Raw genomic sequence first — 23,424 nt, 5'->3', positions numbered from 1 at the left:
GTCGCCCGCCTGAGCGGTCACACGCAAGTCCAGACAGCCGTCTTTCAGGACCTCCGAGAGCTGTGTCGCAACCGCGAAGTTGTCGAGCAGTGTCTCGATTGTCGACTCTCGGGAGACGCATTCGACGTGAGTCCCGGTCTCGGGCGGTCGCTCGACGGCCGCCGATACGACCGCTTCCAGTATCGCCGGGTGCGAAGTCGCTATCCGGAGCGGGCCGTCTACCGTCTCAGAGAGAAGACGCTCGATATATTCGCCCGTCTCGAAAATCTCGCCAGTGGCCATACCCTATGCGTCATCTTCTGATATTTAAAATACTTATTATATAAAATGAATTTTCGTGGGGTAATTCCAGACAACTAACTAAAAGAGACCGCCGACGAGCGCGACGGGCACCAGTCTGACTGGTCACTACGGGAGAAGACTCCCGCGTTTGGCACCGATGCTGTGAGTATTCTGTCTCAGACTGTGCCGGAACGTGGCCCGATACAGTACACAAACGCGGGCGTTTATTCGCGTAGGTGGCTCCGGGAGGGGTACCGGACCGGAGTGAAGAGAAAAGCGAATGGACTCGCCGGGATTTGAACCCGATGGCGAGACTCGCTATACTCGTCTCGCGTGATTCAAATCTCGTCTCGGTCGCTCTCGCTCAGAAAACTTCGGTCGCTCCGATGGACTCGCCGGGATTTGAACCCGGGGCCTCTCCCATGCCAAGGGAGTGATCTACCACTGATCTACGAGCCCGCGCGTCACTCTCTGGTTTTCGGTGGGCTTGCTTAAACCCATCGGATGAAACCGAGTGTGTTGTGCGGTCACCCGGTTCCCAGATGACAAGACCAATGTGGCTGCTGTTGATATCGGCAGCCGAGATGCCTTCCATCGACCCACCAAAGCCAGTAGCAGAGTACGTCGAAGAAGGCGCATACATCGCGGCAATCCTGCTCGTCTGGGGCGTGCTCGCGGCAGTCGCAACACACGGCCTCGGAGATATCGGCGGCCCTGGGAGCCTCTTCGAGACGCTCGGCCCACAGCTCGGGACGGTTCTTGTGGCGACTGGGTTTCTCAACGGATTGCTGTATGTCCTCTTCCGGACCGTCGACTACTGGCAACGCTGACCGCTGCGGTTCGAGAACGCTTCTTTTTTAAGTGCGACAGGATTACGGGTTCTCACGAATGCCCAACTCCAACGGACCACAGCAGGGAACCCGGCACAAACTACAGAACGACGCACGCTCGCGTGGCACGTCACCGCCACAGCAGGCCGTCCAGCAGTTCGAGACCGGCGACAGGGTCCACCTGAGTCTCGACCCGTCCTCGCAGGAGGGTCGCTTCCACCCTCGATTTAACGGCGAAGTCGGAACTGTCGTCGGTGAGCAGGGCGAAGCCTACCAGGTCGAGATTACCGACGGTTCGACCGAGAAGAAGCTGATTGCAAAGCCTGCACACCTCACGCTGAAAGACGAGTAAGGGCGCGAAGCCTATTCGACGGTGACGCTTTTTGCGAGGTTTCGCGGCTTGTCGATAGACCGACCCAGCTGGTCGGCGATGTGATAAGACACGAGCTGGAGCTGCACGTTGCCCAGCACAGCAGCAGCGCGTGGGTGGGTCTCCGGGATTTCGAGGACGTGGTCGGCGTACCGTTCGGCGTCGTTTCGCCCGTCAGTGACCGCGACGACTGGCGCATCACGTGCCTCGACCTCTTTGATATTCCCGAGTGTCTTACGCGCTTTCTCGTCGTCTCCGACTGCCATGGCAAACACCGGCGTGTTCTCGTCGACGAGCGCCAGCGGCCCGTGCTTGAGTTCACCAGCCGCGAACCCTTCGGCGTGTTCGTAGCTAATCTCTTTGAGCTTCAACGCTCCTTCGAGTGCGACCGGGTACTGATAGCCGCGGCCGATGAAGAAGTACGACTCCGCGTCTTCGTAGTAGTCGGCGACAGCCTCGGCCGACGAGGAGTCCAGAATCTTCTGGACGTTTCCCGGAAGCTTACGAAGTTCCGGCACCACGTCCCGCCGCGTACTGTTTCGCTCGGCAGTCGCCATCGAAAAGAGGTTCAGCGCGGTCAACTGGCCGGCGAACGTCTTCGATGCGGCGACTCCGATTTCAGGGCCTGACCGGATATAGAGCGTGTGGTCACACTCGCGGTCCATCGTCGACCCGACGGTGTTCGTCAGCGTGAGCGTCCGCGCGCCGCGACTCTCCGCCTCCCGGAGTGCCGAAAGCGTATCCGCTGTCTCGCCGCTCTGGCTGATACCGACTACCAGCGAGTTCCCGACAGGGGGCGGTGAAGTGGCGTACTCGCTGGCGAGAAACGCCTGTGCCGGAACGCCAGCGTCGCGAAACAGCTGAGCACCGTACATCGCAGCGTGATACGACGTGCCACAGGCGACGAACTGGACACCCGTGGGAGCCAGGTCGGCGAGGTCGCCGATATCGACCGACGCGGTCTGCTCTTCGACTCGTCCCCGCAGACATTGCCGCAGCGCCCGCGGTTGTTCGTGAATCTCTTTGAGCATGAAGTGGTCGTAGCCACTCTTTCCGGTCTCTTCGGCGTCCCACTCGACGGTGTGAACATCTTTCGTAACTTGGGACCCCTGGCTGTCGGTTACCGTCAGCCTACCGTCCAGACGGGCGAACTCGCCGTCTTCGAGGTAGATAACATCGCCGGTAAAGTCACGGAACGCTGGCACGTCGCTCGCGATGAAAAACGCGCCGCCGTCGGCGTCGGGACTTGCACCCGCACCGAGCCCGACGACAAGCGGCGAATCGTTCCGGGCGACGAATAGCCCGTCCGCATCCTCGATGAGTGCGGCAATCGCGTAGCTTCCTTCGAGCCGATCGACCGTCTCTCGGAAGGCTTCATCGGGTGAGAGTCCCGCCGAGAGCTTGCTCTCGATGAGGTGTGGGACGACTTCGGTGTCGGTATCGCTCGTGAATCGGTGGCCGTCGGCGACCAGTTCGTCGCGCACCGGCTGGTAGTTCTCGATGATGCCGTTGTGTACGACCGCTATGTCGCCGGTGCAGTCTGCGTGTGGATGGGCGTTCTCGTCGGTCGGTGGTCCGTGCGTACTCCAGCGGGTGTGGCCGATGCCGACCTCACCGGAGAGGTCTCTGCCGTCGAGTTTCTCGCGGAGGTCCGCGATTTTGCCCGAGGTCTTGCAGGTGGACAGCTCCTCGTCGAGAAGCGCAATTCCCGCGGAATCGTACCCTCGGTATTCGAGCTTTTCGAGCCCGTGGACGAGCGTATCAAGCGTTTCGTCGCCACGACCGATACAGCCGATGATGCCACACATTATCGCACCACCTCCGTCTGTGCACCGACGAGCCCGTCGACGGTCGCACCCGTCTCAATCGAGGCCCCGGTGCCGACGAGCGTCCCCGGTTCGAAGGCGACGTTTCCGACCGCCCGAACCCGGTCGGCCAAGACGGCACCCAGCCGCTGGGATTCGAACATCTCGTTGCCGACGCGAACGTCTCCGGGGCCACCGGGTACTGTCACGTTCACGCCTAGGTCGACGTCTTGGCCGAGGACCGCATCGACGACCGTTGAACCGTGGCCGATTCGGCAGTCGCTGTCGATGACTGCGCGTTCGAGCGTGACATTCGCCCCGATGGTCGTGTTTTCGGCCAGCGAGACGTTCGGTCCGACGACCGCCGATGGACCGACTTCGCAGTCCGGACCGACGACGACCGGGGGCTGTAACACCGCGGTTTCGTGGACCGATGCATCCTCGTCGACCCAGAGCCCGTCGTCCTGTGTCGTCGTTCCGACTCGACCACGCTCGAAGACCTCGTTTGCGACGTGCAGGAGGTCCCAGGGATAGGTCGCGTCGGCCCAGAGCCCGTCAATTCTGACCGCGCGCACGTCGCCGTGGCCAATCTGTTCGGTGATGGCATCGGAAAGAATGAGCTCTCCATCTCGCCGCGGCGTCTCTTCGATTGTCTCGAACATCTCGGCCGAGAAGGCGTAGACGCCGGCGTTGATGAGCCTGTGTTCATCTGTGTCTGGCTTTTCCTGTAGCTCGGTCACCTGCTCGCCGTCGAGTTTGACGACGCCGTACTGGCTAGCATTCGACCGGTCGACGACGGCCATCGAAATCGTGTCGTCGTCGAATGCGTCGACGACCCGTGACACAGACCCGCCGTCGATGAGCTTGTCTCCGTTGACAACCACGTGTGGGCCATCGACCGCGGTTCGGGCCTGTAAAAGGGCGTGTCCACTACCGAGCTGTTTGTCCTGTGTGACGTAGGTCAGCGGCGTCGACCGGTAATGCGACCCGAAATGCTCCTGAACACGCTCTTTGCGGTAGCCAACGACCAGGATAATCTCTTGCATCCCGGCCTCGACGAGTGCATCGAGAACGTGTTGCAAAATGGGTTGGTCTGCCGCGGGCAACATCGGCTTCGGCCGGTTGTGTGTCAACGGCCGGAGCCGTGTCCCTTCGCCGGCTGCCAACACGACCGCTGTTGATATGTTCATACAGGTCGATAACAGCCAGTAGACATGAAGTTTGTGTCCCCGCTACTGGTCGCCCATCGCCTCGCCGGCTACCTTTCGGCCTTGTGCGGTTAATGTCACTTCCTTGCGCTCCCGGACGGTCTCGATGACATCGAGTTCGATAAGCCGGTCGTATATCTCCTCGACTCGCTCGACGTCGATGCCGACGAACTCTGAAATCGCGAACGGAGACACACCCGAATACAGCGCCATCACCACACGACGCTCGATTGGGTCGAGTTCGAGGTCTGCACGGTTTTGCTCTGCCCCCTCTTCGAGTAGCTGTTTCAGGACGGAGATATGGTGTTCTCGTCCCGAGAGGTAGGTCTGGACACTCCGACCCTCGCCGTCGGTGTGTTCGACTTCGAGGACGTTGCGCTGCTCGCCGGCGACACCGCGCTCGTCGGTCTCGAACTCGCCGATATCGTCGCGTTCGATGTCGAACTTCTGGCCGTCCTCGAGCACCATCCGTACGCTCTCTTTTGTCACCTTGAGCCGGCCGCGCTGCCACTCTGTGCCCTGAACGACTCCACCGACGACTGCCGGATGTTTGACGTAGATGACGGCACCGTCCAGAAACGCCCTGTAGAAATTCGTCTCGAACGTGTCGTGGTCTGGTGTCGTGACCAGCAAAACGTCGTCGTCGACATACAGCGTCGTGTACCGCGTCTCCGAGGCGGCCTGCTGGTTCAGGTCGTAGCGCTCGCCCATCTGGTCGATATCACCCAGCGGAATCGAGATTTTACCGTCACCGACAATAGCAATTCGCTTGTTCGTCAGCATGACGCGGCACTGTTGCCACTCGGCGTCCGTGAGCTCCTGGCCGTTTTTGACGGCGTGGAGATACTTCCCCTGCGCATCTTCGATTTTCGTTTCTGACGTGCTCATAGAACGCCGGGTTCGTACTCAGATTTCGGGTTCCCACCCAATTATACGTTGTGGCCGCCGAGTCGACGCCTCATCGCTCGTTCATCGCCTCACTCGCGAGGTTCCGTCCGTGGGCGTTCAGCGACACCTCAGTTCGCTCGCGAACTTTGTCGACGGCACCCGTTTCGAGCAGCCGCTGGTATATCTCTTCGACCTCCTCGACGTCGATACCGACGAAATCCGACATTTCGAACGGCGAGACGCCCGAGTATAGCGCCATCAACACCTGGCTCTCCATCTCGGTCAGTTCGTGGTCGTTTTGTCGCTTCTCGATTGCGGCCGCCAACACCGATTCGAGCGCGTCCGTATGCCAGTTCGTGCCAGAGAAGTGTGTCTCGACGCTCCGACCTTCTTCGTCCGTGTGTTCGACCTCGACGACAGCTCGTTGCTCACCCATCACCTGTTTCTGTGCGGTGTCGAGAGTACCCACGTCCTCGATGGGGAACGAGACCGTCTCGTTTCCGGGCAACCCGAGAACAATCGTCTCGTCGTCCAGTCTGAACCGGGCCTTCGACCAGGTCGCTTCCTCCTGTATGACGCCACCGACTTTCGCCGGATGCTTCGTCAGAATCACCTCGTCGTGCAGTGCCGCCCGACAGAACTCGACCTCGAAGGAATCGACCTGTTGGGCGTCGACGAGGATGACGTTACTGCCGATTCGAAGCGGCGTGGCCGTTGTGTCCCTGTACTCCTCGGGCAGAACGGCGTCGTCGTCGAGAAGCCTGATATTCGAGTAGGGAATCGCCTGCTTGCCCCCGTTCGTCGAGAGGACGAGTCGCTCGTTGGTCAGCATGACGCGACAGGACCGCCAGTTCGCGTCTGGCAGCTGCTCGCCGTTTTTTATCGCGTACAGGTAGTCACCCGCTGTGTCGACGAGCTTCTGTTCCCCCTCGCTCATACCCAATGCTCGTATGTGATGCTATGCGGGGCCGGTATAAAAGCACTCTCACGTCGTCTGACTCCTGCAGGACGGACGGCTGACGCCACTGACGCCCTATCGGTCAGTATGCGTGACGTGTGCGCCTTCAACGGTCTCTTGCTCGCCGTCAGGGCCGGTGACGACAACCTCGTGGTCCGTGTGACGGGCATGAGTGCGCCCGAACCGCATCGCAGGCCGCTCTTCGAGGTACAGTTCCTCGGCAGGACAGGCCCGACAGGTGGCCGTCCAAGGCGACACGTTATCCGGGTAGTGTCCGGTATGTCTGTGATGGTCCAGTGCGAACTGTTCGATGGCACGGTTCCCGGCGTGAAGCTCTTCGAGTTCGTAGGTGAGTTGCCACTCACGACCACACGTCGAGCAGCGAACCGTCGGGTCCATATTAGCGCCCTGTGGGTTCGAGCCGCCCGTATCTGCTTCCAGGTCGGAGTTTTCGTCGACCACAGACGGAGATTCGAGAGCCATCCTAATGAAACTGGCCCGGCCGTGCAAAACAAGAGGTATGTATCCCCGTACACGAAATGGACGATATGGTCGAGAACGTCATCTGGCCGGCGTACCTGGATGCTGACCTCCCGCGTTCCGAGGGACGACGCATCCCGATGGAGTTGGCCGTCTCCGAGCCGACGGTCGACGAGATTGCACAGGCGGTTCAGCAGGTCGGATACGACGCGGTCATCGAGCGGGAGAAGGTGTATCCGAGAGAGTACGAACCCAGAGGCAGAGTGCTGGTCAAAGACGCCGGGGACGCGACGAAAAGCGACCTCCTCGGTGCGACTGCGGCATATCTCGACGCACTCCGGTGATGGAACGCGCTGGTACCGCCCTCGGAACCGCCCAGGGCCTGGTCGTCGTCCGCAGCACCGACGAGACTGTGCCGGACCTCGGGACGGCCCTCGTCGACGAGTCACTAACAGATGTCGGCACCGTCGTCGACGTGTTCGGACCGGTCGAACGGCCGTTTCTGGCTGTGTCGCCGACGACAGACCGCCCCGAACTGCTTGTCGGCAACCCCCTCTACACGCAACACTAGCGGGCGTGGAGAACCCATCTTGAAGTACGCCGAGTCCTACCCTCAGCCATGCACCTTCACTGGCACCGGCGGGACCTCCGTCTCTCCGATAACCTGGGCCTACACGGCGGCCCCGACTCGGAGACACTGCCGTTGTTCGTGTTCGACCCATCAGTACTCGACCACGCGGCTCCGCCACGGATGGCGTTCTTACTGGACTCGCTCCGAACGCTCCGGGCCGACTATCGAGAGCGCGGCAGCGATTTACTGCTCGCACACGGCTCCCCGACGACTGTGGTGCCTGCCCTCGCCGAGGTGCTGGATGCCTCGACAGTCACCTGGTGCCGGGACTACTCCGGGCTGGCACGCGAGCGTGACGTCGCTGTCCGTCGCGAACTCGACGAGGCTGGCATCGAGAGAAAGTCCGTCGACGACGCGGTCCACCACCGCCCCGGTGAGATAACGACAAACGACGGCGACCCCTACAAGGTGTTCACCTACTTCTCCCGGAAGTGGCACGACAGAGCGAAAGACGACGCCGCTCCCCCGCCCGCGGCCGACGAACTGGTTGGTGTTGAAGGAACTGCGGCCGAGCAGGTCGCTGCCGCCATCGACAACCACGACGGAGTACAGCGCTACGCCGAAGTTCCGACGATGGTTGAACTCGGATTCGAGGAACCCGAAGCCGATATCCCAGCAGGCGGGACCGAACGCGCCCAAGAGCTCCTCGATGCGTTCTGTGAACGTGATATCTACCGGTACGCCGAGCGCCGTGACTATCCGGCCGACGACTGCAGTTCTCGGCTCTCAGTCCATCTCAAATACGGGACTATCGGCATCAGGACCGTCTACGAGGCGACCGAGCGAGCCCGCGAGGCAGCCGACTCCGAGGACGAACGCGAGTCTGTCGAAGAGTTCCAGGACCAACTGGCCTGGCGCGAATTCTACACACAGGTTCTCTGGGACCGGCCGGATGTGGTGACGAACAACTTCAAATCCTACGAAAACGAGGTGGCCTGGCGCGAGGACGAGGCGGCCCTCCAGGCGTGGAAAGACGGGGAGACAGGCTACCCAATCGTGGACGCGGGTATGCGACAGCTCCGGGAGGAGGCGTTCGTGCACAACAGAGTTCGGATGATTGTCGCCTCGTTCCTGACCAAAGACCTGCTCATCGACTGGCGGGAGGGCTACGACTGGTTCCGGACAAAACTCGTCGACCACGATACCGCAAACGACAACGGCGGCTGGCAGTGGGCCGCCTCGACCGGGACCGACGCCCAGCCGTATTTCCGGGTGTTCAACCCCATGACCCAAGGCGAGCGCTACGACCCGGACGCAGAATACATCAAGCGATACGTTGAGGAGCTCCAGGGCGTGCCGGCAGATGTCATCCACTCCTGGCACGAACTCGAGCCGGGAACAAGGCGGATGCACGCAGCCGACTACGCTCATCCAATCGTCGACCACAGCGAGCGCAGAGAGCAAGCAATTTCGATGTTCGAACAGGCCCGCGGAGACAGCTAGCGCCAGCCCTCGGGGTCGACGGCGCGCCCGAGAAAGAGCACCGATCCCGTCGGCCGGTCTCGAATCGCAAAGAGGAACGGGCGGTTCGCGCGGAACTCGAAGGGGTCTGCGGGCACCGCGGTATCACCGATGACGGCGGCGGTCGCCCCGGCTGCCTCGGTCCCGGACTCGTCGACGGCGACGAACGTCTTGTGGAAGGCTTCGTGGAGGTACAGGTCCTCGTCGGTGTCGGCGATGCCGTCGAAGTTCGCGGCCTTCTGTGCGAATGCGTCCTCAATTCCAAGCGCCTTCAGCGGCTTGCTCAGCCTGACACGCCAGTCGAATTCGAACCGCGGAAGGTAGACCGTTCCCTCCTGGCGCTCGAGGGCGTCGACGAGGCTGTCGAGCGTCTCCGCGTCGAAGCTCGATTCGTAGCTCTCGAACTCGCCCTCGGGCGGGAGAACGACGAGCATCGACACCTCGTCGCCGACATACGGCAACTCGACGGCCTGGGCACCGTCCAGTTCGGCGTACTGCCAGTCCTGCTCCTGTTCCATCATCTGGACGGCGTGCTCGTCACCGTCGAGGGCGGTGAACGTCTCCTCGCTGGTGGCGTCGGTCGGGAACGTGTGTTTCCAGTTCGCCATGAAGTACACAGCGTTGACCAACACGAGCCGGGTCAGGGGAGTGAGCGACCCCTCCGGAAGGAGGTCCTCGATGCGGTCGTCGGTCTCGGTTGCGACCCAGTCGTTGATGTCCGCGCGTGCCGCGGGCGCATTCTCCCGGAAATCCGTTTCTCGGAGGCCACCGCCGTAGTGTGTATCGAGCGTATCGAGATACCCCTCCTCGAAGGGATACTCCGACTGTCCCCACGCCGAGTTGACGACAGAGAGCTCGAACGGCTGCTCTCCCTCGGCGTCGCTCTCTCCGTCCGCGCCGCGTTCGTCGAACTGCTCTTGGAGCTGTGCGAACCCTGCGTGGACGAGGCTGTCATCCAGCTGGTAACCCAACACCTCGCGCATCTGGTCACGGGTATCCTCGCGCGCTCCCGCGTATGCCATCGAGAGGCCGAGGGTGGCACTGATTGGGGAGGCGAAGACATTCGCCGCCGGTTCGTCACCGACGACTTCTCCGTAGAGGTCGAACGCGAAGCCGTTCGTTCCCCGGACCAGCGTCTCGAGGTGCTCGTCGTCTACATCCGCGGGCGTTTCGGTCTCGTCTGGCGTCTCCGACTCGGCCGGGTCGTTTCCGTCACTGCCGTCGGCTCCGCCGTCACTGCCGTCGTCGCCTTGGTTGTCGTTGCCGATACACCCGGCAAGCGCCGCGGCCACGAAGCCGCTCGAAACCGCCATGAGCTGTCGCCGTTTCATACGCTTCAGTTCGGGCGTGACTGATAAACTCGTTTGCCAGTGTCAAATCGCGGTTTGACCGTCCAGTCGGCGAGAAGGTGGGCTTATACACCTGCCACACGTGACACCGGTATGGAGGTAGCGCTGGTCACCGTCGGAGACGAGATACTCTCCGGTGAGACGACAAACACGAACGCCGCGTGGCTCGGACAGCGGCTTCGCGAATCGGGTGTGTCGGTCGAACGGATGACTGTGGTCCCAGACCGCATAGCCGACATCGCTCGCGTCGTCAACGAGTACCAGGCAGCGTACGACGCGGTCATCGTGACGGGCGGGCTCGGGCCGACCCCGGACGACGTGACGATGCAGGGGGTTGCCGCGGCCTACGGCACGGAACTCGAAGCCGACGCGGCTGTCAGCGAGTGGCTCGAATCCGAGAAGGGGTACAGCAACGACGACCTCGCGCCGGAGACGACACACATCCCAGAGCGAGCGACGATGCTCAAAAACCCCGAGGGCGTCGCGCCGGGCTGTGTTATCGACAACACGTACGTGTTGCCCGGTGTCCCGGCAGAGATGCAGGGGATGTTCGACCAGGTCGCCGACGACTTCAGCGGTGACCCGTGGTACGTCGAGACTGTCTGCACGCCCGAGCCAGAGAGCCATCTGCTAGACCGCATCACCGAGGTCCAGAAACAGTACGACGTGACCGTCGGCAGTTATCCAGGAAAAAACGTCCGGCTGCGAATCGAGGGAACGGACCCCGATATCGTCGAGGACGCCGCCTCGTGGCTGCGCGAGCGCGTCGACCTGACTCAGGCGTAGAGCCGCTTTACCCACAGCGCCGCGAGTACGACACCGCTCAGGAGAATAGCCCACGCTGCTACGTCGACAGCCGTTGCGCCGACACCGACCTGGGTAGCTTCCAGAACTGGCAGACTCATATCAGGCGGTTCGACCGGCGGTAATTAAGGTATTCCGGTTCACCGTAACGATAGTTTTTCACCGCCCCACACCAAGGTCCGGCAGATGCGCCGAATCGGATTCGTCGTCAACCCTATCGCTGGGATGGGCGGTCGTGTCGGCCTGAAGGGAACTGACGGAAAGGTCGAAGAGGCCCTCGAACGCGGCGCAAAGCGACGCGCGCCGTCGCGAGCCCGGGATGCCCTCGTCGCGCTGGCAGACACGACAGAAGACATCGAACTCCTCACCTACGGTGGCGTCATGGGCACAGACCAGGCCCGTACCGTCGGCTTCGACCCTGTCGTGGTCGGCGACCCCGCCGGTGACGGGACGAGCGCAGCCGACACCCGAGAGGCGGTCGCGGCCTTTATCGACCGGGGCGTCGATTTGATACTGTTCGTCGGCGGTGACGGAACTGCTGTCGATGTTGCCCAGCGTGTCGAGGACGCAGCCGAGTCGGTTCCGATTCTCGGCGTTCCGGCCGGCGTGAAGGTTTACTCCGAGGTATTCGGCGTCTCGCCTGAGGCCGCCGGCCACATCGCTGGGGCCTTCGAAACCACCGAGTCGGCGGAGGTAAACGACATCGACGAAGACGAGTACAGGGACGGCGAAGTCAAAACAGAGCTACGGGCACTGGCGACGGTGCCCGCTGCGGAACAGCGACAGTCGAGCAAGCAACTCGGAGGGGGCTCCGTCGAGGGAATCGCCGAGGGGTTCGCTGAGGAGGTGACACGCGGGACCACGTACGTTCTCGCACCGGGCAGTACAGTCGGTGCAGTCGCCGACGCCTTGGGCGTCGAGGGGACTGCTCTCGGCGTCGACGTCTACCGCGACGGCGAGCTCGTGGTCACGGACGGCGCTGCCGAGGATATTCTCGGGGCGCTCGGCGACGAGAACGTCATCGTCGTCTCACCTATCGGTGGCCAGGGCTTCATTTTCGGACGGGGCAACCAACAGATTTCACCCGCGGTCATCCGCGAGGCCGCCGTCGAAATCGTCGCCTCACGTCGCAAACTCGACGATATCGGCGTTCTCCGCGTCGATACCGGAGACTCCGACCTCGACGAGTCTCTCCGGGGCTGGCAGCGCGTCCGGGTCGGCCGCCACGAACGCAGACTGATGGAAGTTGTGTAACGCTGCTGCACAAAATGCCAATCAGTACCTCCAAAGCCCGACAAACCCCATTAGATGTTCTAACAGTTGCGAATATGCATATCCTTAAGGAGAGTGGACGATAATAAAGGAGCATGGAGACGCGCAAGGTTCAGCGACTTGGGCCGTCGACGCTGGCGATGACACTGCCGGCAGAGTGGGCCGGCGAGTACGATGTCGAGAAGGGCGACGAGGTGTCGATACGGCTCGGGGGGAAGGGAACGCTCACAGTGTTACCGGAAGCGGCGCACAAGGAGGGGACAGAGGTCGTTATCACGACCGACGGACTGGAGGCAGATGCCGTCGAGCGCGCCATCATCGCGCAGTACGTGCTCGGCCGTCGAGTAATTCACGTCGAGTCCGGCGAGGAGGCGACGCTTCCGAGTAACCACATCAACGCGGTCTACAACGCCGAGACACAGCTGATGGGACTCGGTGTCGTCGAAGAGACGCCTGCCCGTATCACGATACGGTGTTCGGTCGACCCGGAGGATTTCACGCTCGATAATCTCCTCGAACGGCTGGCGTCAACCGGGAAAACGATGCGAAACGAGGCCGTCCGGTCGCTCGCCCACCAGAACCCCGACCTCGCCCAGCGTGCGCTCAACCGCGAGCGGCAGGCAAACAAGATATTCGTCCTTCTCTTGCGGTTGCTCTTTACATCGTACCAGAATCCGAACCTGGCCCGGTCAGTCGGTCTGGACGACAGCTTCCCGCTTATTGGCTATCGCTCGGTTGCGAAAAACCTCGAACTGACCGCCGATAACGCCGAAGACATCGCCGAGACTGCGCTGAGCGCCGAGGGGCACGCGCTCAACGTCGAGACCGAGACGATGCGGCGCATCCGAGAGTACACCGAGGAGGTGGACCAGCTCACCGAGCTGGCCGTCGAGGCGGCTGTCGAACGAGACTACGAGACGGCAATCGAGGTCAAGACGCTGTTCAACGACATCGAGAGCCGCGAACAGGAGATACTCGCAGACCTGCCCGAGATGCAAAACGAGCAGCTGCTCCAGATTCGAGAGGTTCTGGTTAGCCTCGACGAAACTGCGAACTACGCCGTCCGGAACGCCGAAATCGCGACGAACCTCGCACTCGACGAGGAGTCCGACCACATCACGATTCAGTGAGCCACGCTCTCGGGGCAGTTCCGCACAAACTAAGTACCGAACAGGCAAATTGTCGTGCATGGCAGAGACTACTCACGGGTCGGACATGGCGACCGGACTCGGACTACTGTTGGGTCTTATCGCGGTGATTGCATCAGTTGCGACCGCGGGAACCGCGTACGTCTCGTTTCTCGGCGACCACAGCGACACGATGCAAATTCTCTCCGGACTTGCGCTGACAGTGGCGCTGGTCGGTGGCTGTCTGGCAGTCGTCGCCATCCACGTCTACGAGTGAGCGCGCGGCGGTGTGTTCACTGATAACCGTTAATACGCTGCATCACCTACGTTGTTGTAATGACTGATAGTAGCGAGGACCAGGCGCAAGCCGACCTCAGCGAAGAGGATAGGCAAATCCTCGACTATCTCCGCGAACAGGTCTCTAGGGGAGAGAGTTACTTCCGCTCGAAGAACATCGCGAACCACATCGGCCTCTCCTCGAAGCAGGTCGGCGCACGCCTCCCGAAACTCGACGAAGAAACCGACGACGTCGAGATAGAAAAATGGGGGCGTGCGCGTTCGACGACCTGGCGTGTCACGCAGAGCTAGGCTGGCGGAACCTCTTTATCGGTCTCACTGCTGGTGTCGTGTATGGCTCTGTCACTCGGTCTCGCCCAAATCGAGGTAGAAGGCGCTGAACCGGCCACAAACAGGCAGCGCGCGGTCGAGGCGGTCCGTTCGGCCGCCGACCGGGGTGTCGACCTGGTCGCGCTTCCCGAAATATTCACAGTCGGGTACTTCGCGTTCGACAGCTACGCCGAATACGCCGAGCCCCTGAACGGCGAGACGGTTACTCGCCTCCAATCTGTGGCCGAGGAGTGCGATATCGCCGTTCTGGCGGGCAGTATTGTCGAGGACCTAGCGGCGTCGACAGACGCCGGCTCCGAGACACCGGCAACGGAGGGGTACGCCAACGCCTCGGTCTTCATCGACGACGAGGGCCACCGTCACGCTGTCTACCGGAAACAGCACCTCTTTGGGTACGATTCAGCAGAGCAGGAGCTGTTGACTCCCGGTGAATCGCTGCCGACGGTGGACTTTGGCGGCTTCACGATCGGGATGACGACGTGTTACGACCTCCGCTTTCCCGAACTGTACCGACGGCTGGTCGAGAAGGGGGCGTCGCTCGTCTTGGTGCCGAGTGCCTGGCCCTATCCCCGCGTCGAACACTGGCGCTTGCTACCCCAGGCTCGGGCAGTAGAGAATCTCTGTTATGTGGCCACGATTAACGGCGCCGGCTCGTTCGACGACGCGACCCTGCTGGGTCGCTCGACGGTGTACGACCCATGGGGAACGACTGTCGCCGGTCTCGGCGAAGAGCCGGGCCTCGTGACAGCACGTATCGACCCCCAGGAAGTCGAGCGACGGCGAGGGGCGTTTCCGGCACTGGAGGACAGGCGGCTCTGAGTCGCCCCAGTCGGGAGTTTTAAACCCTATCACCCCCAATAATAGGGTGCCGGGAGACGCTTTTCACGTCGCACCGGCACTAACTCCGACCACTCCAACCTCGGCGGCGGGCACCCACGGTCGTCCGGACGACCACTCCTCCTCTCTCCCGGGCCTCGACTCCTCTCTTTGGACTGGGAAAAGGTTTGTCACACCAGCGCTCGCGCTGGGAAACATGGAGGAGATAGTGCGCGAACTGTTCCGAGCCAACGACCACCACGTCACGGCCAGAGGCGACGACCTGGGCACGTTACAGGAGAAACAGCAGCCCGAAGTCCTCACGGTTTCCTGTGGTGACTCGCGCGTGTTACAAGACGGGATGTGGGACGACAGACCGCCCGGCCACATCTTCACACACAGCAACATCGGCAACCGCGTCAGACAGCGAACAGAGAGCGGAACCGTCGTCGCAGGCGACGTGCTGTATCCGCTGGTCCACACCGGCACGGAGACTGTCCTCGTCGTCGGGCACACCGGCTGCGGTGCGGTCACGGCCGCGTATCAGAGCCTCACAGACGGGTTCACGGACAGACCTGGAATCGAACACTGTGTTCGGTTGCTCGAAGACGACCTCGCCGAGGCCGTCGACTCACTTCCAGGAGACATCGCCGAGGAGAACGCCGTGAACCGGCTCGTCGAGTACAACGTCGACAGGCAAATCGAGCACCTCTGTGACAGCGCGGATGTCCCCGAAGCAGTCACGGCGGTCGGCGTCGTCTACGATTTTCACGACGTGTACTCAGACAAGCGGGGCGGGGCACACTTGGTCAACGTCGACGGGCAGCGAGGCGAATCTGCGCTCGCAGCGCAGTATCCAGAGCTTGCCGAGCGTATCCGACGGCTGTGGGTGTACTAGAGGCCACGTAACACGATTTTTGCTCTGTTCCCGGAGTCGTCGGGAAGCCGTTCGAACCGGAGCTCTCCGCCGACTGTGTCGGCGACCCAGTTTGCGAGCCAGAGACCGATACCCATCGAGTGGACGAGTGGCGTCTCCTCGCCCTCGTTGATAGCCCGGAGGTCGGTCTCGGGTATCGAAGGACAGCCATCTTCGACCGCGGTGACGACGCTGTGGTCAGTCCGGTCGAGAGTGAGACGGACAGACGGCTCCTCGGCCGGATTGTGTTCGATTGCGTTCTCAACGAGTTCAGAGACGGCAATCCGGTAGGATTTGGGCACGTTGGCGACCAGTTGCTCGGGGAGCGCCGTCGTAATCTCGGCCGCGGGGTGTTCCCGGCGAAACTGCACGGCGAGGTGTTCGACGAGTTCGACGAGGTCGGTCTGTCCCTCGACCGACGGGTTGAATCCCACCTCCGTCTGTGCAGTGCGGGCTTTCTCGCTCAACTCCATGAGGTCGTTTGCGGCCTCCTCTATCTGACTCGCCGCCTCGGCGTACTGGCCGTTTTCGGCTCCCTGTATGACCTGTGCGTGGCCGAAAATAAGGTTCAGTTTGTTCCGGACGTTGTGTCTGAGCACCCGACTCAACACGTCGAGTTTCTGTTCGCGGTGCCGTCTGGCGCGCACATCCCGAACCACGCCCGTCAGTCCGTTGTAGCGCTCGTCTGCCGGCAACAGATTGAACCGGATTTCGACCGGCTTGCGCTTGCCTGATTTTGCCACGATGGTCGTGAGTACCGCGCCGGCGTCTCCATCCGTGCGTAGTGCTCCTCTGATGTGGGTGTTCAGCTCTTCGAGGTCGTCGTCTTCCAGCAGCAACGCTGGTCCGCTCCCGACGATTTCCTCGCGGTCGTAGCCGGTCAACTCGACGAACGCCTCGTTGACCACGGTAAACTCCCCCGATTTGTCCATCATGTACAGCCCGTCCTCTGCCTGTTCGACCAGATAGGCGTACCGGCTCTCTGCGCTGTCGATGTCGTCGCTCATACCTCTCCTCTGTGCGGCTGTCCGTCCGGATGATGGCGGGTCACTTAAATCCGTGGCCAATACGATAGCCGGGAATCCATCTCGGAAGCCGATACAGCGGACCGATAGCAGACGAAGTTGACGACCGTGGTACGATGTTTTGTCACTCCGTCTGGGACAGAGCTACGTCCTGTCGTCGAGGGTCTGTTTAGCCTGCTCGAAATCTGTCGCGGTGATGACGACGTCGTCTGCATGGTCGGTGACTTCGTCGGGGTCGATGTCCGTCGCTATCGTGCGAATCGCCCGCATCGACGCCTCGCGGGCGAGTGCCTCGATGTCAGCACCGGAGTAGCCGGCGGTCGAGCCAGCGAGGTCGTCGAGGTCGACATCCTCGCCGAGGGGAGCACCCTCGGTGTGGACTGCCAGAATCTCGCGGCGGGCCTCTTGGTCGGGGTTTGGCACCTCGATGTGCTGTTCGAGCCGACCCGGCCTGAGCAGCGCGGGGTCGATGCCGTCTTTCCGGTTTGTGGCCGCGAGGACGACGAGTTTCGGGTGGCTGGCCGCTCGGTCGAGTTCCGTGAGAAGCTGTGAGACGACACGTTCGGAGACCTCGTTGCCTTGGCCGCGGCTGCTGGCGATTGCGTCGATTTCGTCCAGGAAGACGATAGCGGGAGCCGCCTGACGCGCTCGCTCGAACAGCTCGCGAATCGCCTGCTCGGATTCGCCGACGTACTTGTCGAGTATCTCCGGCCCGTTGACCCGGACGAAGTTGACGCCGCTCTCGCCGGCGATGCCCTCCGCTAGGAGGGTCTTCCCGGTTCCGGGTGGCCCGTGCAGGAGGACACCCGAAGGCGGGTCAGAGCCCGCCTGTTCGAACAGTGGTCCGTACGACAGCGGCCACTCGACTGCCTCTGTCAACCTGTTTTTTGTCGCGTCGAGGCCACCGACATCCGCGAAGGTGGTTTCGGGCTGCTCGGCAACATACTCCCGCATCCCCGACGGCTCGACGCCTGTCATCGCCGTCTCGAAGTCTGCGTATGTCACTGTCAACTCGGCGGCGTCGTGGCCGCCCCGACGGAGTGCCGCCATCCCGGCTTCCCGACAGAGCGAGGCGATATCAGCCCCGACAAACCCGTGAGTCCGGTCGGCTATCGTCGCAAGCTCGATATCGTCTGCCAGTGGCATATCGCGCGTATGGACCGCGAGAATCTCTTCTCTGCCACTGACGTCCGGAACGCCAATCTCTATCTCGCGGTCGAACCGACCCCCGCGCCGAATTGCGTCGTCGATGTCATCGACCCGGTTCGTCGCGCCGATGACGATAACTTCGTCTGTGGCTTCGAGGCCGTCGAGTAACGTCAACAGCTGTGCGACGACGCGATTCTCCATGTCTGCGTCCTCGTCGCGGGCACCGGCTATCGAATCGATTTCGTCGATGAACAGAATTGCAGGGGCCTCTCTGCTCGCCTTCTCGAAGGCCTGTCGGAGTCGCTCTTCGGACTCGCCTTTGTACTTCGAGACGATTTCGGGGCCAGAGATGGTATCGAAGTAAGCGTCCACCTCGTTTGCCACCGCCCGGGCGATGAGTGTCTTCCCGGTGCCCGGCGGCCCGTGGAGTAACACACCCTTTGGCGGGTCGATACCGAGTCTGGTGAACAGCTCTGGCTCGGAAAGCGGGAGCTCTATCATCTCTCTGACGAGGTCCAGTTCCTCGTCGAGGCCGCCGATGTCTTCGTACGTCGTCGCCGCCTCTCCGGGTCCGCCAGAGTCCTCACTCGTTGCGGGCGCGCTCTCCTCGACCGACGCGAGGGTGGGGTCGAGACTGACGACCGTCGAGCCGGTGATTTTGACAGAGCCGCTGGGGTCGGTCTCGGTGACGACGTACGGACCGTATCCCTCGACGCGAATCTGTTTTCCCTGGCGCACGAGGTCGTCCCTGAGCTGTTCGCGCAGCGCCTCTTCGGAGGCTGTCTCGTTTGCGTGTTCGCTAGCCGGCTGGAGGGTGACGCGCTTGGCGTCGTTGACGCTGCCGCTTCTGAGGTGGACGGTGTCGCCGATGTTGACGCCTGCGCTCTTTCGCGTGTCGGCGTCGATGCGGACGAATCTGCCGTCCTCGTCGCTGGGCCAGACCTTGGCGACAGTGAGACGTGACCCTTCGATAATGACTGCGTCGCCGCTTAGGACGCCAAGTTCGCTCTGGACACTGTCAGATACACGTGCTCGGCCGCGGCCGGCGTCGGCCTTTCGTGCACCCTCGACTCTGACGTCGACGGTACCGTCGTCTGTCATAGACACTGATACGGACGAACGAAGTATATGTTTTCGGAGACCAGTCGGCTACTCGCCGCCGGGAATCAGCCCGCGCAGCCCGCCGCTGTAGGTAAAGTGTATCAGCGCGAGTCCCACGAAAACAGAGAGAACGACACCGAGGGTCTGGAGCATCGCTGCGGCCGTATCTTCGTTTGTCGTCCACGGCGGTTCGAGCAGCGTCCCGAGAGCGACGATAATCACGAACCCACCGGCGAGAAGGCCGATGAATTCGAGTTTGTCTTCGTACGTGAACGGATTCATACCTAACCCCTCGTTGTTCTCCGTGGTAAGTTTCGTGGTTTCGGGCGGCGCTCGAATTGGGAAAGCTCAAGACGGACCCGCCAGTCCGTCCGGACAGAACGATGGGCATCCAACTCCCCGACCCTGTGGTCAACCTCGGTGCAGGCATGGGACTAGCGTTGACCTACGGTGCCCCCTGCCGGTACAACATCGGTCCAGAAGGGCGCTGGTGGGAGACGGTCCGGCGAGAGCTATCGGAACTCGGGGGGGTCGTCGACGAACGAATCGGACCGCGGCCGATTACCGGCGCAGAGTACGCTGGAACCGTCGACATGCCACCGGCACTGGTCGACGAATACCTCTGGGAAGAAGGGTTCGTCCGAAACCCCTTTTCGCGGCTGAAGACACTCGACGGACAGCCGGAATGTGGGTCGTGGGTGTACAGAGAGTCGTCGCTCGCGCCACGACAACACCACGTCATGCTGTTTGAGGCCGGCGACGCACGGACCCACATCTACGCCCACGAGGAAGCCTCGAGCGTGAACCCTCGCATGGGTGCCGACCACGTCGACGGAAACGGCCAGAACATCGCCAAGGGCGTCAGATGGGCTCGTGAGGAGCTCCCGCTGACTGTCGAAAAAGAGACACCCGACCCGCCCGAGGCAGCCTGGAGTGTCGCCTACGAACGAGAACAGGACTGAGTTCCCGGGGCCTTACTCTTCGTCGGGAGTGAACAGCGGAACGGAGTCGTGAACGAATCGGAGAGCTTCGTCGCCGCCGAGTGCCCGGACGTGAATCGGCATCTCACCGAGTGACTCGATAGTCTCGACAAATTCGGCGTGTGCGCCGGCGTTGTAGTAGGCGGGAATAAGGACTGCCGTCTCCGCGGCCACGTCTTTCTCGACGACGAGGAGAAACACCATCGGGCCGCCCGTGTTCTTGTAGACTTCGACGCTGTCGAACGTTTTCTGCTCCGTGAGGTCAGCCAGGTGGTCGTACTCTGAGTCGGGAACGAGGACGCTCAGTCCGTCGGGTTTCTCACTGTCGTACCGGGGTGTCACGTCTCCCGGCGTGAGCGCCAGAGTGTCCCACCCGTTTTCCTCGTACTCGTTTGCCGTGGCTGCCGTGTCGTCGAGGAGGTCCTGCCAGTACCCGTCGAACGGAGAATCCTCGCCTAGCGTATCCATACGGGCCGTTGCAGGAGTGCCGAAAAAAAGCTGTCTGTCCACACCAGGCCATCACAGCCAGCGGTTGCGCTGGGTGGCGTCTGACAACTATCGACGAGGCCCCAGTTTTTATATAGGTGGTGGTGTTTTGACACGCTATGGCAGAAGAGTCAGATGACATGAACAGAAGAGGGTTCCTACAGTATGCGGGTGCGACCGGGGCGGCAGTCACGAGTTTCGCACTCGCGGGCTGTTCTGGGGGTGAGGAAGACCTCGAAGACGACGAGGACGGCAGCGACGGCGAGGACGGTAGCGACGGAAGCGATGGTGAAGACGGCAGTGACGGCGAGGACGGCAGTGACGGAAGCGACGGAAGCGATGGCGAAGACGGGGAAGACGGCGAGGACGGCAGTGACGAGCCCTTCGAGATTACGATGACCCAGCGTCAGGACCCGACGACGCTCGACCCACACGACCACCGGGAGACGACGACAGACAACGTCATCCTGCACGCCTACGAGGGTATCCTCTGGCGTGGCCCGGACGGCGGCATCATCGAGAGTCTCGCCACCGAGTGGGAGCAACTGGCACCAGACCGCCACAAGTTCACCATCCGCGAGGGCGTCGAGTTCCACGACGGGACCGAACTCTCGCCGAGTGACTGTGCGTTCAGTGTTCGCCGTGTCGTCGATCCGGAGGTCGGTGACCTCGAAAGCCCACAGCGCGACCAGCTCGCGGGCATCGTCGACGCGGAAGTCGTCGAGGACGAGAACGCGATTATCGTCCACTCTGACGGCGTGAACCCTCTGGTCTTTCAGGAAATCGCCTCGTACTGTTCGGTCGTCAGCGAGGAGTGGATAAACAACACCGCCAGCGAGGACATCGCGACCAGTATGAACGGGACTGGGCCCTACCAGCTTACCAACTACACCGAAGGCGAGTCGGCAGTCTTCGAGCGGTACGACAACTACTGGGGTGAGATGCCCGACGCCACGCAGGTCGAGATTATCGCCGCCAGCGAGGACAGTACCCGCGTTGGCCAGCTCGAATCCGGAGAGACAGATATCGTCTCGGCAGTGCCGCCAGCCGACGCGGGCCGTATCGAGGGGAGCGAGGACCTCTATATCGCTAACAAGGGGAGTACGCGTATTCTGTTCTTGCCGATGCGGTACGACGTCGAGCCGTTCTCGAGCGTGGAGTTCCGGCAGGCAATGAACTACGCAATCGACCTCGACCAGATTATAAGCGAGATTCTCAGCGGGTTCGGACAACCCACCGCACAGCCGACGCTACCGAGCTTTTTCGGTCACAACCCCGACCTCGACCCCTACCCTTACGACCCAGAACAGGCCGAACAGCTCGTCGAGGAGAGCGGCCACGCTGGCGCGGAAATTCAAATCGAGTATCCCGCCGGCCGGTACCTCCTGAACGACGAGATTGTGCAGGCGGCGGCCGGGTTCATCGACGACCTCGAAAACGTCACATGTGAGGCCGTCAGCCGCGACTTCGGGACGCTCGCGGGCGAGTTGCTCGACGGCGACATCACGACCCAGCCGCCGTTTTACAACATCGGCTGGGGGAACACGACCTTCGACGCCTCCCAGACGATGCTCCCGTGGCTCACTGAGGGCACCTCCCAGACCCACTACGTCTCAGAGGAGATGGAACAGCTCATGTCAGACCAGGCAAGCGAGGCCGACGCTGACACGCGAGAGCAGCTCCTCCAAGACGCAAACCAGCTGGCACACGAGGACGCCGTGTGGGTATTCCTGAACCAGGAGTTCCTCGTCTACGGCATCAACGAGCGCATCGAATGGGAGCCTCGCCCGGACGAGTTCTTCCTGGCACAGGGCATGGAACGGTCTGAATAAAGACGAGTCGAGGCGTTGGTTTATGCGACTGACTCGGTTCTTCATACGACGGACGCTGCAGGGTATCTTGGTCATCTGGGGAGTGGTTACTATCGTCTTCCTGTTGCGGTTTATCACGCCGGGAAGCCCCATCGACTTCGTCGCGCCTATCGATGCCTCTCCAGAGTTACGGCAATCACTCGCCGAGAATCTCGGCCTCGACAAGCCGATATACCAGCAGTACGGCGAGTACATATTCAACCTGATTCAGGGTGATATGGGCTACTCCTTCCAGCGCGGGCTGCCGGCCAGTGAAATAATCTTCCGCCGGCTGCCCGCGACGCTGGAGCTGGCGATTGCCGCGACTGTCGTGGCAATCACGTTCTCGATTCCGCTAGGAGTCATCAGCGCAACCCGGCGAAACGAACCGGTTGACTACGTGTCGACGGGATTCTCGCTGGTCGGCATCAGCACCCCGAACTTCTGGCTGGGTATCATGCTGATTCTGGTCGTCGGCGTTCAAGTCGAGTTCCTGCCGACGAGTCGCCGGATTATCGGATTCGGTGGCGCACTAGAACTGCTAGTCACAGAACAGAACTTCCTCGGGTTGCGCGTGTGGCTATCACACATTATCCTGCCAGCAGTGACGCTGGGAACGTACTTCACGGCACTCATCGTCAGATTGACCAGAAGCGGGATGCTCGAAGAGCTCGGGAAATCATACGTCGAGGCGTCCCGCGCGAAGGGACTTCCCGAGACGCTCGTCACGTACAAACACGTGCTACGGAACACGATGATACCGATCATCACCGTGCTTGGTCTCCAGCTGGGGACACTCATCGGGGGTGCGGTTATCACCGAATCGGTCTTCGACTGGCCAGGTCTGGGGACGCTTGTCATCGAGTCGATACGACAGCGTGACTGGCCGGTCATCCAAGGAGCCATTATCGTCATCGGCCTCGGATTCGTGGTGATAAACGTCATCGTCGACGCGCTGTATGCGTATCTCAACCCACGGGTGGAGCTAGAATGAATGGAGGAAAGCAGT

Annotated in this window: 27 protein-coding genes and 1 tRNA gene; 15 read left to right on the top strand and 13 right to left on the bottom strand. The window is 61.7% G+C overall.

The window, feature by feature from the left end:
• Window positions 1-282, bottom strand: a 282-nt coding sequence (locus BLR34_RS14955) for a transcriptional regulator TbsP domain-containing protein (protein ID WP_143414179.1), incomplete at its 3' end; no start/stop codon positions are given.
• 387 nt (window positions 283-669) lie between these two features.
• Window positions 670-741, bottom strand: a tRNA-Ala gene (locus tag BLR34_RS14950).
• A gap of 83 nt (window positions 742-824) precedes the next feature.
• Here BLR34_RS14950 and BLR34_RS14945 point away from each other — a divergent pair.
• The gene (locus BLR34_RS14945) at window positions 825-1,112 is read left to right on the top strand and encodes a hypothetical protein (protein ID WP_218120908.1); all 288 of its coding nucleotides are present in this window, start codon (window positions 825-827) and stop codon (window positions 1,110-1,112) included.
• Window positions 1,113-1,170: 58 nt separating this feature from the next.
• Complete coding sequence (locus tag BLR34_RS14940; RefSeq protein WP_092704485.1) at window positions 1,171-1,464, top strand: 50S ribosomal protein L21e; 294 nt, start codon at window positions 1,171-1,173, stop codon at window positions 1,462-1,464.
• A gap of 11 nt (window positions 1,465-1,475) precedes the next feature.
• On the opposite strand, the gene glmS is transcribed toward BLR34_RS14940, so the two are convergent.
• The 5 genes from glmS to BLR34_RS14915 form a co-directional block, all read right to left on the bottom strand.
• Complete coding sequence (gene glmS / locus BLR34_RS14935; RefSeq protein WP_092704483.1) at window positions 1,476-3,290, bottom strand: glutamine--fructose-6-phosphate transaminase (isomerizing); 1,815 nt, start codon at window positions 3,288-3,290, stop codon at window positions 1,476-1,478.
• The gene (gene glmU / locus BLR34_RS14930; protein ID WP_092704481.1) at window positions 3,290-4,477 is read right to left on the bottom strand and encodes a bifunctional sugar-1-phosphate nucleotidylyltransferase/acetyltransferase; all 1,188 of its coding nucleotides are present in this window, start codon (window positions 4,475-4,477) and stop codon (window positions 3,290-3,292) included. Before glmU ends, glmS begins: the two co-directional genes overlap by 1 nt.
• Before the next feature lie 42 nt (window positions 4,478-4,519).
• The gene (locus BLR34_RS14925) at window positions 4,520-5,383 is read right to left on the bottom strand and encodes a CheF family chemotaxis protein (RefSeq protein ID WP_092704479.1); all 864 of its coding nucleotides are present in this window, start codon (window positions 5,381-5,383) and stop codon (window positions 4,520-4,522) included.
• Window positions 5,384-5,453: 70 nt separating this feature from the next.
• Window positions 5,454-6,320 (bottom strand): CheF family chemotaxis protein, encoded by an 867-nt coding sequence (locus BLR34_RS14920; protein WP_092704477.1) that lies wholly within the window; start codon window positions 6,318-6,320, stop codon window positions 5,454-5,456.
• Window positions 6,321-6,416: 96 nt separating this feature from the next.
• Entirely contained in the window at window positions 6,417-6,740 is a 324-nt protein-coding gene (locus BLR34_RS14915; RefSeq protein ID WP_092704490.1) for a DUF8062 family protein, read from the bottom strand.
• A gap of 149 nt (window positions 6,741-6,889) precedes the next feature.
• Between BLR34_RS14915 and srp19 the strand changes: the two genes are divergently transcribed.
• The 3 genes from srp19 to BLR34_RS14900 are packed head-to-tail and all read left to right on the top strand — an operon-like array spanning window position 6,890 to window position 8,895.
• Window positions 6,890-7,165 (top strand): signal recognition particle subunit SRP19, encoded by a 276-nt coding sequence (srp19, locus tag BLR34_RS14910; protein WP_092704487.1) that lies wholly within the window; start codon window positions 6,890-6,892, stop codon window positions 7,163-7,165.
• Window positions 7,165-7,392, top strand: coding sequence for an H/ACA ribonucleoprotein complex subunit GAR1 (locus tag BLR34_RS14905; RefSeq protein ID WP_092704475.1), 228 nt, complete (start codon window positions 7,165-7,167; stop codon window positions 7,390-7,392). The genes srp19 and BLR34_RS14905 overlap by 1 nt, the downstream gene beginning before the upstream one ends.
• Window positions 7,393-7,440: 48 nt before the next feature.
• Window positions 7,441-8,895 carry a cryptochrome/photolyase family protein gene (locus BLR34_RS14900; RefSeq protein WP_092704473.1) on the top strand — a complete coding sequence of 485 codons (1,455 nt, stop codon included), beginning with the start codon at window positions 7,441-7,443 and terminating at the stop codon, window positions 8,893-8,895.
• Here BLR34_RS14900 and BLR34_RS14895 read toward each other — a convergent pair.
• The gene (locus BLR34_RS14895; protein WP_092704471.1) at window positions 8,892-10,244 is read right to left on the bottom strand and encodes a serpin family protein; all 1,353 of its coding nucleotides are present in this window, start codon (window positions 10,242-10,244) and stop codon (window positions 8,892-8,894) included. The genes BLR34_RS14900 and BLR34_RS14895 overlap by 4 nt on opposite strands.
• Before the next feature lie 111 nt (window positions 10,245-10,355).
• Here BLR34_RS14895 and BLR34_RS14890 point away from each other — a divergent pair, with 111 nt between their 5' ends.
• Window positions 10,356-11,048: a competence/damage-inducible protein A gene (locus BLR34_RS14890; RefSeq protein ID WP_092704469.1), complete on the top strand. Its 693-nt coding sequence runs from the start codon at window positions 10,356-10,358 to the stop codon at window positions 11,046-11,048.
• Here the strand turns inward: BLR34_RS14890 and BLR34_RS17535 are convergent.
• Entirely contained in the window at window positions 11,039-11,167 is a 129-nt protein-coding gene (locus tag BLR34_RS17535) for a hypothetical protein (RefSeq protein ID WP_281240910.1), read from the bottom strand. The genes BLR34_RS14890 and BLR34_RS17535 overlap by 10 nt on opposite strands.
• An 85-nt stretch (window positions 11,168-11,252) precedes the next feature.
• On the opposite strand from BLR34_RS17535, the gene BLR34_RS14885 reads away from it, so the two are divergent.
• The 6 genes from BLR34_RS14885 (at window position 11,253) to BLR34_RS14860 (ending at window position 15,806) form a co-directional block, all read left to right on the top strand.
• Window positions 11,253-12,320 carry an ATP-NAD kinase family protein gene (locus tag BLR34_RS14885; protein ID WP_092704467.1) on the top strand — a complete coding sequence of 356 codons (1,068 nt, stop codon included), beginning with the start codon at window positions 11,253-11,255 and terminating at the stop codon, window positions 12,318-12,320.
• Between the two features lie 113 nt (window positions 12,321-12,433).
• The gene (locus BLR34_RS14880) at window positions 12,434-13,468 is read left to right on the top strand and encodes a phosphate signaling complex PhoU family protein (protein ID WP_092704465.1); all 1,035 of its coding nucleotides are present in this window, start codon (window positions 12,434-12,436) and stop codon (window positions 13,466-13,468) included.
• A gap of 58 nt (window positions 13,469-13,526) precedes the next feature.
• Entirely contained in the window at window positions 13,527-13,742 is a 216-nt protein-coding gene (locus tag BLR34_RS14875) for a hypothetical protein (RefSeq protein ID WP_092704463.1), read from the top strand.
• A 59-nt stretch (window positions 13,743-13,801) separates the two neighbouring features.
• Complete coding sequence (locus tag BLR34_RS14870) at window positions 13,802-14,053, top strand: DUF7123 family protein (protein WP_092704461.1); 252 nt, start codon at window positions 13,802-13,804, stop codon at window positions 14,051-14,053.
• Window positions 14,054-14,101: 48 nt separating this feature from the next.
• Window positions 14,102-14,911: a carbon-nitrogen family hydrolase gene (locus tag BLR34_RS14865; protein ID WP_245683236.1), complete on the top strand. Its 810-nt coding sequence runs from the start codon at window positions 14,102-14,104 to the stop codon at window positions 14,909-14,911.
• 214 nt (window positions 14,912-15,125) lie between these two features.
• A complete protein-coding gene (locus BLR34_RS14860; RefSeq protein WP_092704457.1) occupies window positions 15,126-15,806 on the top strand; it encodes a carbonic anhydrase in 681 nt (226 codons plus the stop codon).
• Here the strand turns inward: BLR34_RS14860 and BLR34_RS14855 are convergent.
• From BLR34_RS14855 to BLR34_RS14845, 3 genes are all read right to left on the bottom strand, one after another.
• Window positions 15,803-16,831, bottom strand: coding sequence for a PAS domain-containing sensor histidine kinase (locus BLR34_RS14855; protein WP_092704455.1), 1,029 nt, complete (start codon window positions 16,829-16,831; stop codon window positions 15,803-15,805). The two genes, BLR34_RS14860 and BLR34_RS14855, sit on opposite strands and share 4 nt — an antisense overlap.
• Before the next feature lie 162 nt (window positions 16,832-16,993).
• On the bottom strand, window positions 16,994-19,105 hold the full coding sequence (locus BLR34_RS14850) for an AAA family ATPase (protein ID WP_092704453.1): 2,112 nt from the start codon (window positions 19,103-19,105) through the stop codon (window positions 16,994-16,996).
• Window positions 19,106-19,147: 42 nt separating this feature from the next.
• Window positions 19,148-19,381: a DUF8123 family protein gene (locus tag BLR34_RS14845; protein ID WP_092704451.1), complete on the bottom strand. Its 234-nt coding sequence runs from the start codon at window positions 19,379-19,381 to the stop codon at window positions 19,148-19,150.
• Window positions 19,382-19,482: 101 nt separating this feature from the next.
• Between BLR34_RS14845 and BLR34_RS14840 the strand changes: the two genes are divergently transcribed.
• On the top strand, window positions 19,483-20,061 hold the full coding sequence (locus BLR34_RS14840) for a hypothetical protein (RefSeq protein WP_092704449.1): 579 nt from the start codon (window positions 19,483-19,485) through the stop codon (window positions 20,059-20,061).
• 12 nt (window positions 20,062-20,073) lie between these two features.
• Here the strand turns inward: BLR34_RS14840 and BLR34_RS14835 are convergent, their stop codons facing one another.
• A complete protein-coding gene (locus BLR34_RS14835; RefSeq protein ID WP_092704447.1) occupies window positions 20,074-20,547 on the bottom strand; it encodes a DUF7529 family protein in 474 nt (157 codons plus the stop codon).
• Window positions 20,548-20,684: 137 nt separating this feature from the next.
• On the opposite strand from BLR34_RS14835, the gene BLR34_RS14830 reads away from it, so the two are divergent.
• Both BLR34_RS14830 and BLR34_RS14825 read left to right on the top strand, forming a co-directional pair.
• Window positions 20,685-22,397: an ABC transporter substrate-binding protein gene (locus BLR34_RS14830; protein ID WP_092704445.1), complete on the top strand. Its 1,713-nt coding sequence runs from the start codon at window positions 20,685-20,687 to the stop codon at window positions 22,395-22,397.
• Window positions 22,398-22,419: 22 nt separating this feature from the next.
• On the top strand, window positions 22,420-23,409 hold the full coding sequence (locus BLR34_RS14825; protein ID WP_092704443.1) for an ABC transporter permease: 990 nt from the start codon (window positions 22,420-22,422) through the stop codon (window positions 23,407-23,409).
• Window positions 23,410-23,424: the final 15 nt, after the last annotated feature.

Source organism: Halovenus aranensis (genome assembly GCF_900100385.1).
In the GTDB taxonomy this organism is placed as follows: domain Archaea; phylum Halobacteriota; class Halobacteria; order Halobacteriales; family Haloarculaceae; genus Halovenus; species Halovenus aranensis.
Note: the sequence above shows the minus strand (reverse complement) of the source record. Positions and strands in the feature narration are given on the sequence as shown.

What these genes read in the sequence shown, in the direction of transcription:
- BLR34_RS14945 (WP_218120908.1), top strand. Translation starts at nt 825, where the DNA reads ATGACAAGACCAATGTGGCTGCTGTTGATATCGGCAGCCGAGATGCCT.
- BLR34_RS14940 (WP_092704485.1), top strand. Translation starts at nt 1,171, where the DNA reads ATGCCCAACTCCAACGGACCACAGCAGGGAACCCGGCACAAACTACAG.
- glmS (WP_092704483.1), bottom strand. Translation starts at nt 3,290, where the DNA reads ATGTGTGGCATCATCGGCTGTATCGGTCGTGGCGACGAAACGCTTGAT.
- glmU (WP_092704481.1), bottom strand. Translation starts at nt 4,477, where the DNA reads ATGAACATATCAACAGCGGTCGTGTTGGCAGCCGGCGAAGGGACACGG.
- BLR34_RS14925 (WP_092704479.1), bottom strand. Translation starts at nt 5,383, where the DNA reads ATGAGCACGTCAGAAACGAAAATCGAAGATGCGCAGGGGAAGTATCTC.
- BLR34_RS14920 (WP_092704477.1), bottom strand. Translation starts at nt 6,320, where the DNA reads ATGAGCGAGGGGGAACAGAAGCTCGTCGACACAGCGGGTGACTACCTG.
- BLR34_RS14915 (WP_092704490.1), bottom strand. Translation starts at nt 6,740, where the DNA reads ATGGACCCGACGGTTCGCTGCTCGACGTGTGGTCGTGAGTGGCAACTC.
- srp19 (WP_092704487.1), top strand. Translation starts at nt 6,890, where the DNA reads ATGGTCGAGAACGTCATCTGGCCGGCGTACCTGGATGCTGACCTCCCG.
- BLR34_RS14905 (WP_092704475.1), top strand. Translation starts at nt 7,165, where the DNA reads ATGGAACGCGCTGGTACCGCCCTCGGAACCGCCCAGGGCCTGGTCGTC.
- BLR34_RS14900 (WP_092704473.1), top strand. Translation starts at nt 7,441, where the DNA reads ATGCACCTTCACTGGCACCGGCGGGACCTCCGTCTCTCCGATAACCTG.
- BLR34_RS14895 (WP_092704471.1), bottom strand. Translation starts at nt 10,244, where the DNA reads ATGAAACGGCGACAGCTCATGGCGGTTTCGAGCGGCTTCGTGGCCGCG.
- BLR34_RS14890 (WP_092704469.1), top strand. Translation starts at nt 10,356, where the DNA reads ATGGAGGTAGCGCTGGTCACCGTCGGAGACGAGATACTCTCCGGTGAG.
- BLR34_RS17535 (WP_281240910.1), bottom strand. Translation starts at nt 11,167, where the DNA reads ATGAGTCTGCCAGTTCTGGAAGCTACCCAGGTCGGTGTCGGCGCAACG.
- BLR34_RS14885 (WP_092704467.1), top strand. Translation starts at nt 11,253, where the DNA reads ATGCGCCGAATCGGATTCGTCGTCAACCCTATCGCTGGGATGGGCGGT.
- BLR34_RS14880 (WP_092704465.1), top strand. Translation starts at nt 12,434, where the DNA reads ATGGAGACGCGCAAGGTTCAGCGACTTGGGCCGTCGACGCTGGCGATG.
- BLR34_RS14875 (WP_092704463.1), top strand. Translation starts at nt 13,527, where the DNA reads ATGGCAGAGACTACTCACGGGTCGGACATGGCGACCGGACTCGGACTA.
- BLR34_RS14870 (WP_092704461.1), top strand. Translation starts at nt 13,802, where the DNA reads ATGACTGATAGTAGCGAGGACCAGGCGCAAGCCGACCTCAGCGAAGAG.
- BLR34_RS14860 (WP_092704457.1), top strand. Translation starts at nt 15,126, where the DNA reads ATGGAGGAGATAGTGCGCGAACTGTTCCGAGCCAACGACCACCACGTC.
- BLR34_RS14855 (WP_092704455.1), bottom strand. Translation starts at nt 16,831, where the DNA reads ATGAGCGACGACATCGACAGCGCAGAGAGCCGGTACGCCTATCTGGTC.
- BLR34_RS14845 (WP_092704451.1), bottom strand. Translation starts at nt 19,381, where the DNA reads ATGAATCCGTTCACGTACGAAGACAAACTCGAATTCATCGGCCTTCTC.
- BLR34_RS14840 (WP_092704449.1), top strand. Translation starts at nt 19,483, where the DNA reads ATGGGCATCCAACTCCCCGACCCTGTGGTCAACCTCGGTGCAGGCATG.
- BLR34_RS14835 (WP_092704447.1), bottom strand. Translation starts at nt 20,547, where the DNA reads ATGGATACGCTAGGCGAGGATTCTCCGTTCGACGGGTACTGGCAGGAC.
- BLR34_RS14830 (WP_092704445.1), top strand. Translation starts at nt 20,685, where the DNA reads ATGGCAGAAGAGTCAGATGACATGAACAGAAGAGGGTTCCTACAGTAT.
- BLR34_RS14825 (WP_092704443.1), top strand. Translation starts at nt 22,420, where the DNA reads ATGCGACTGACTCGGTTCTTCATACGACGGACGCTGCAGGGTATCTTG.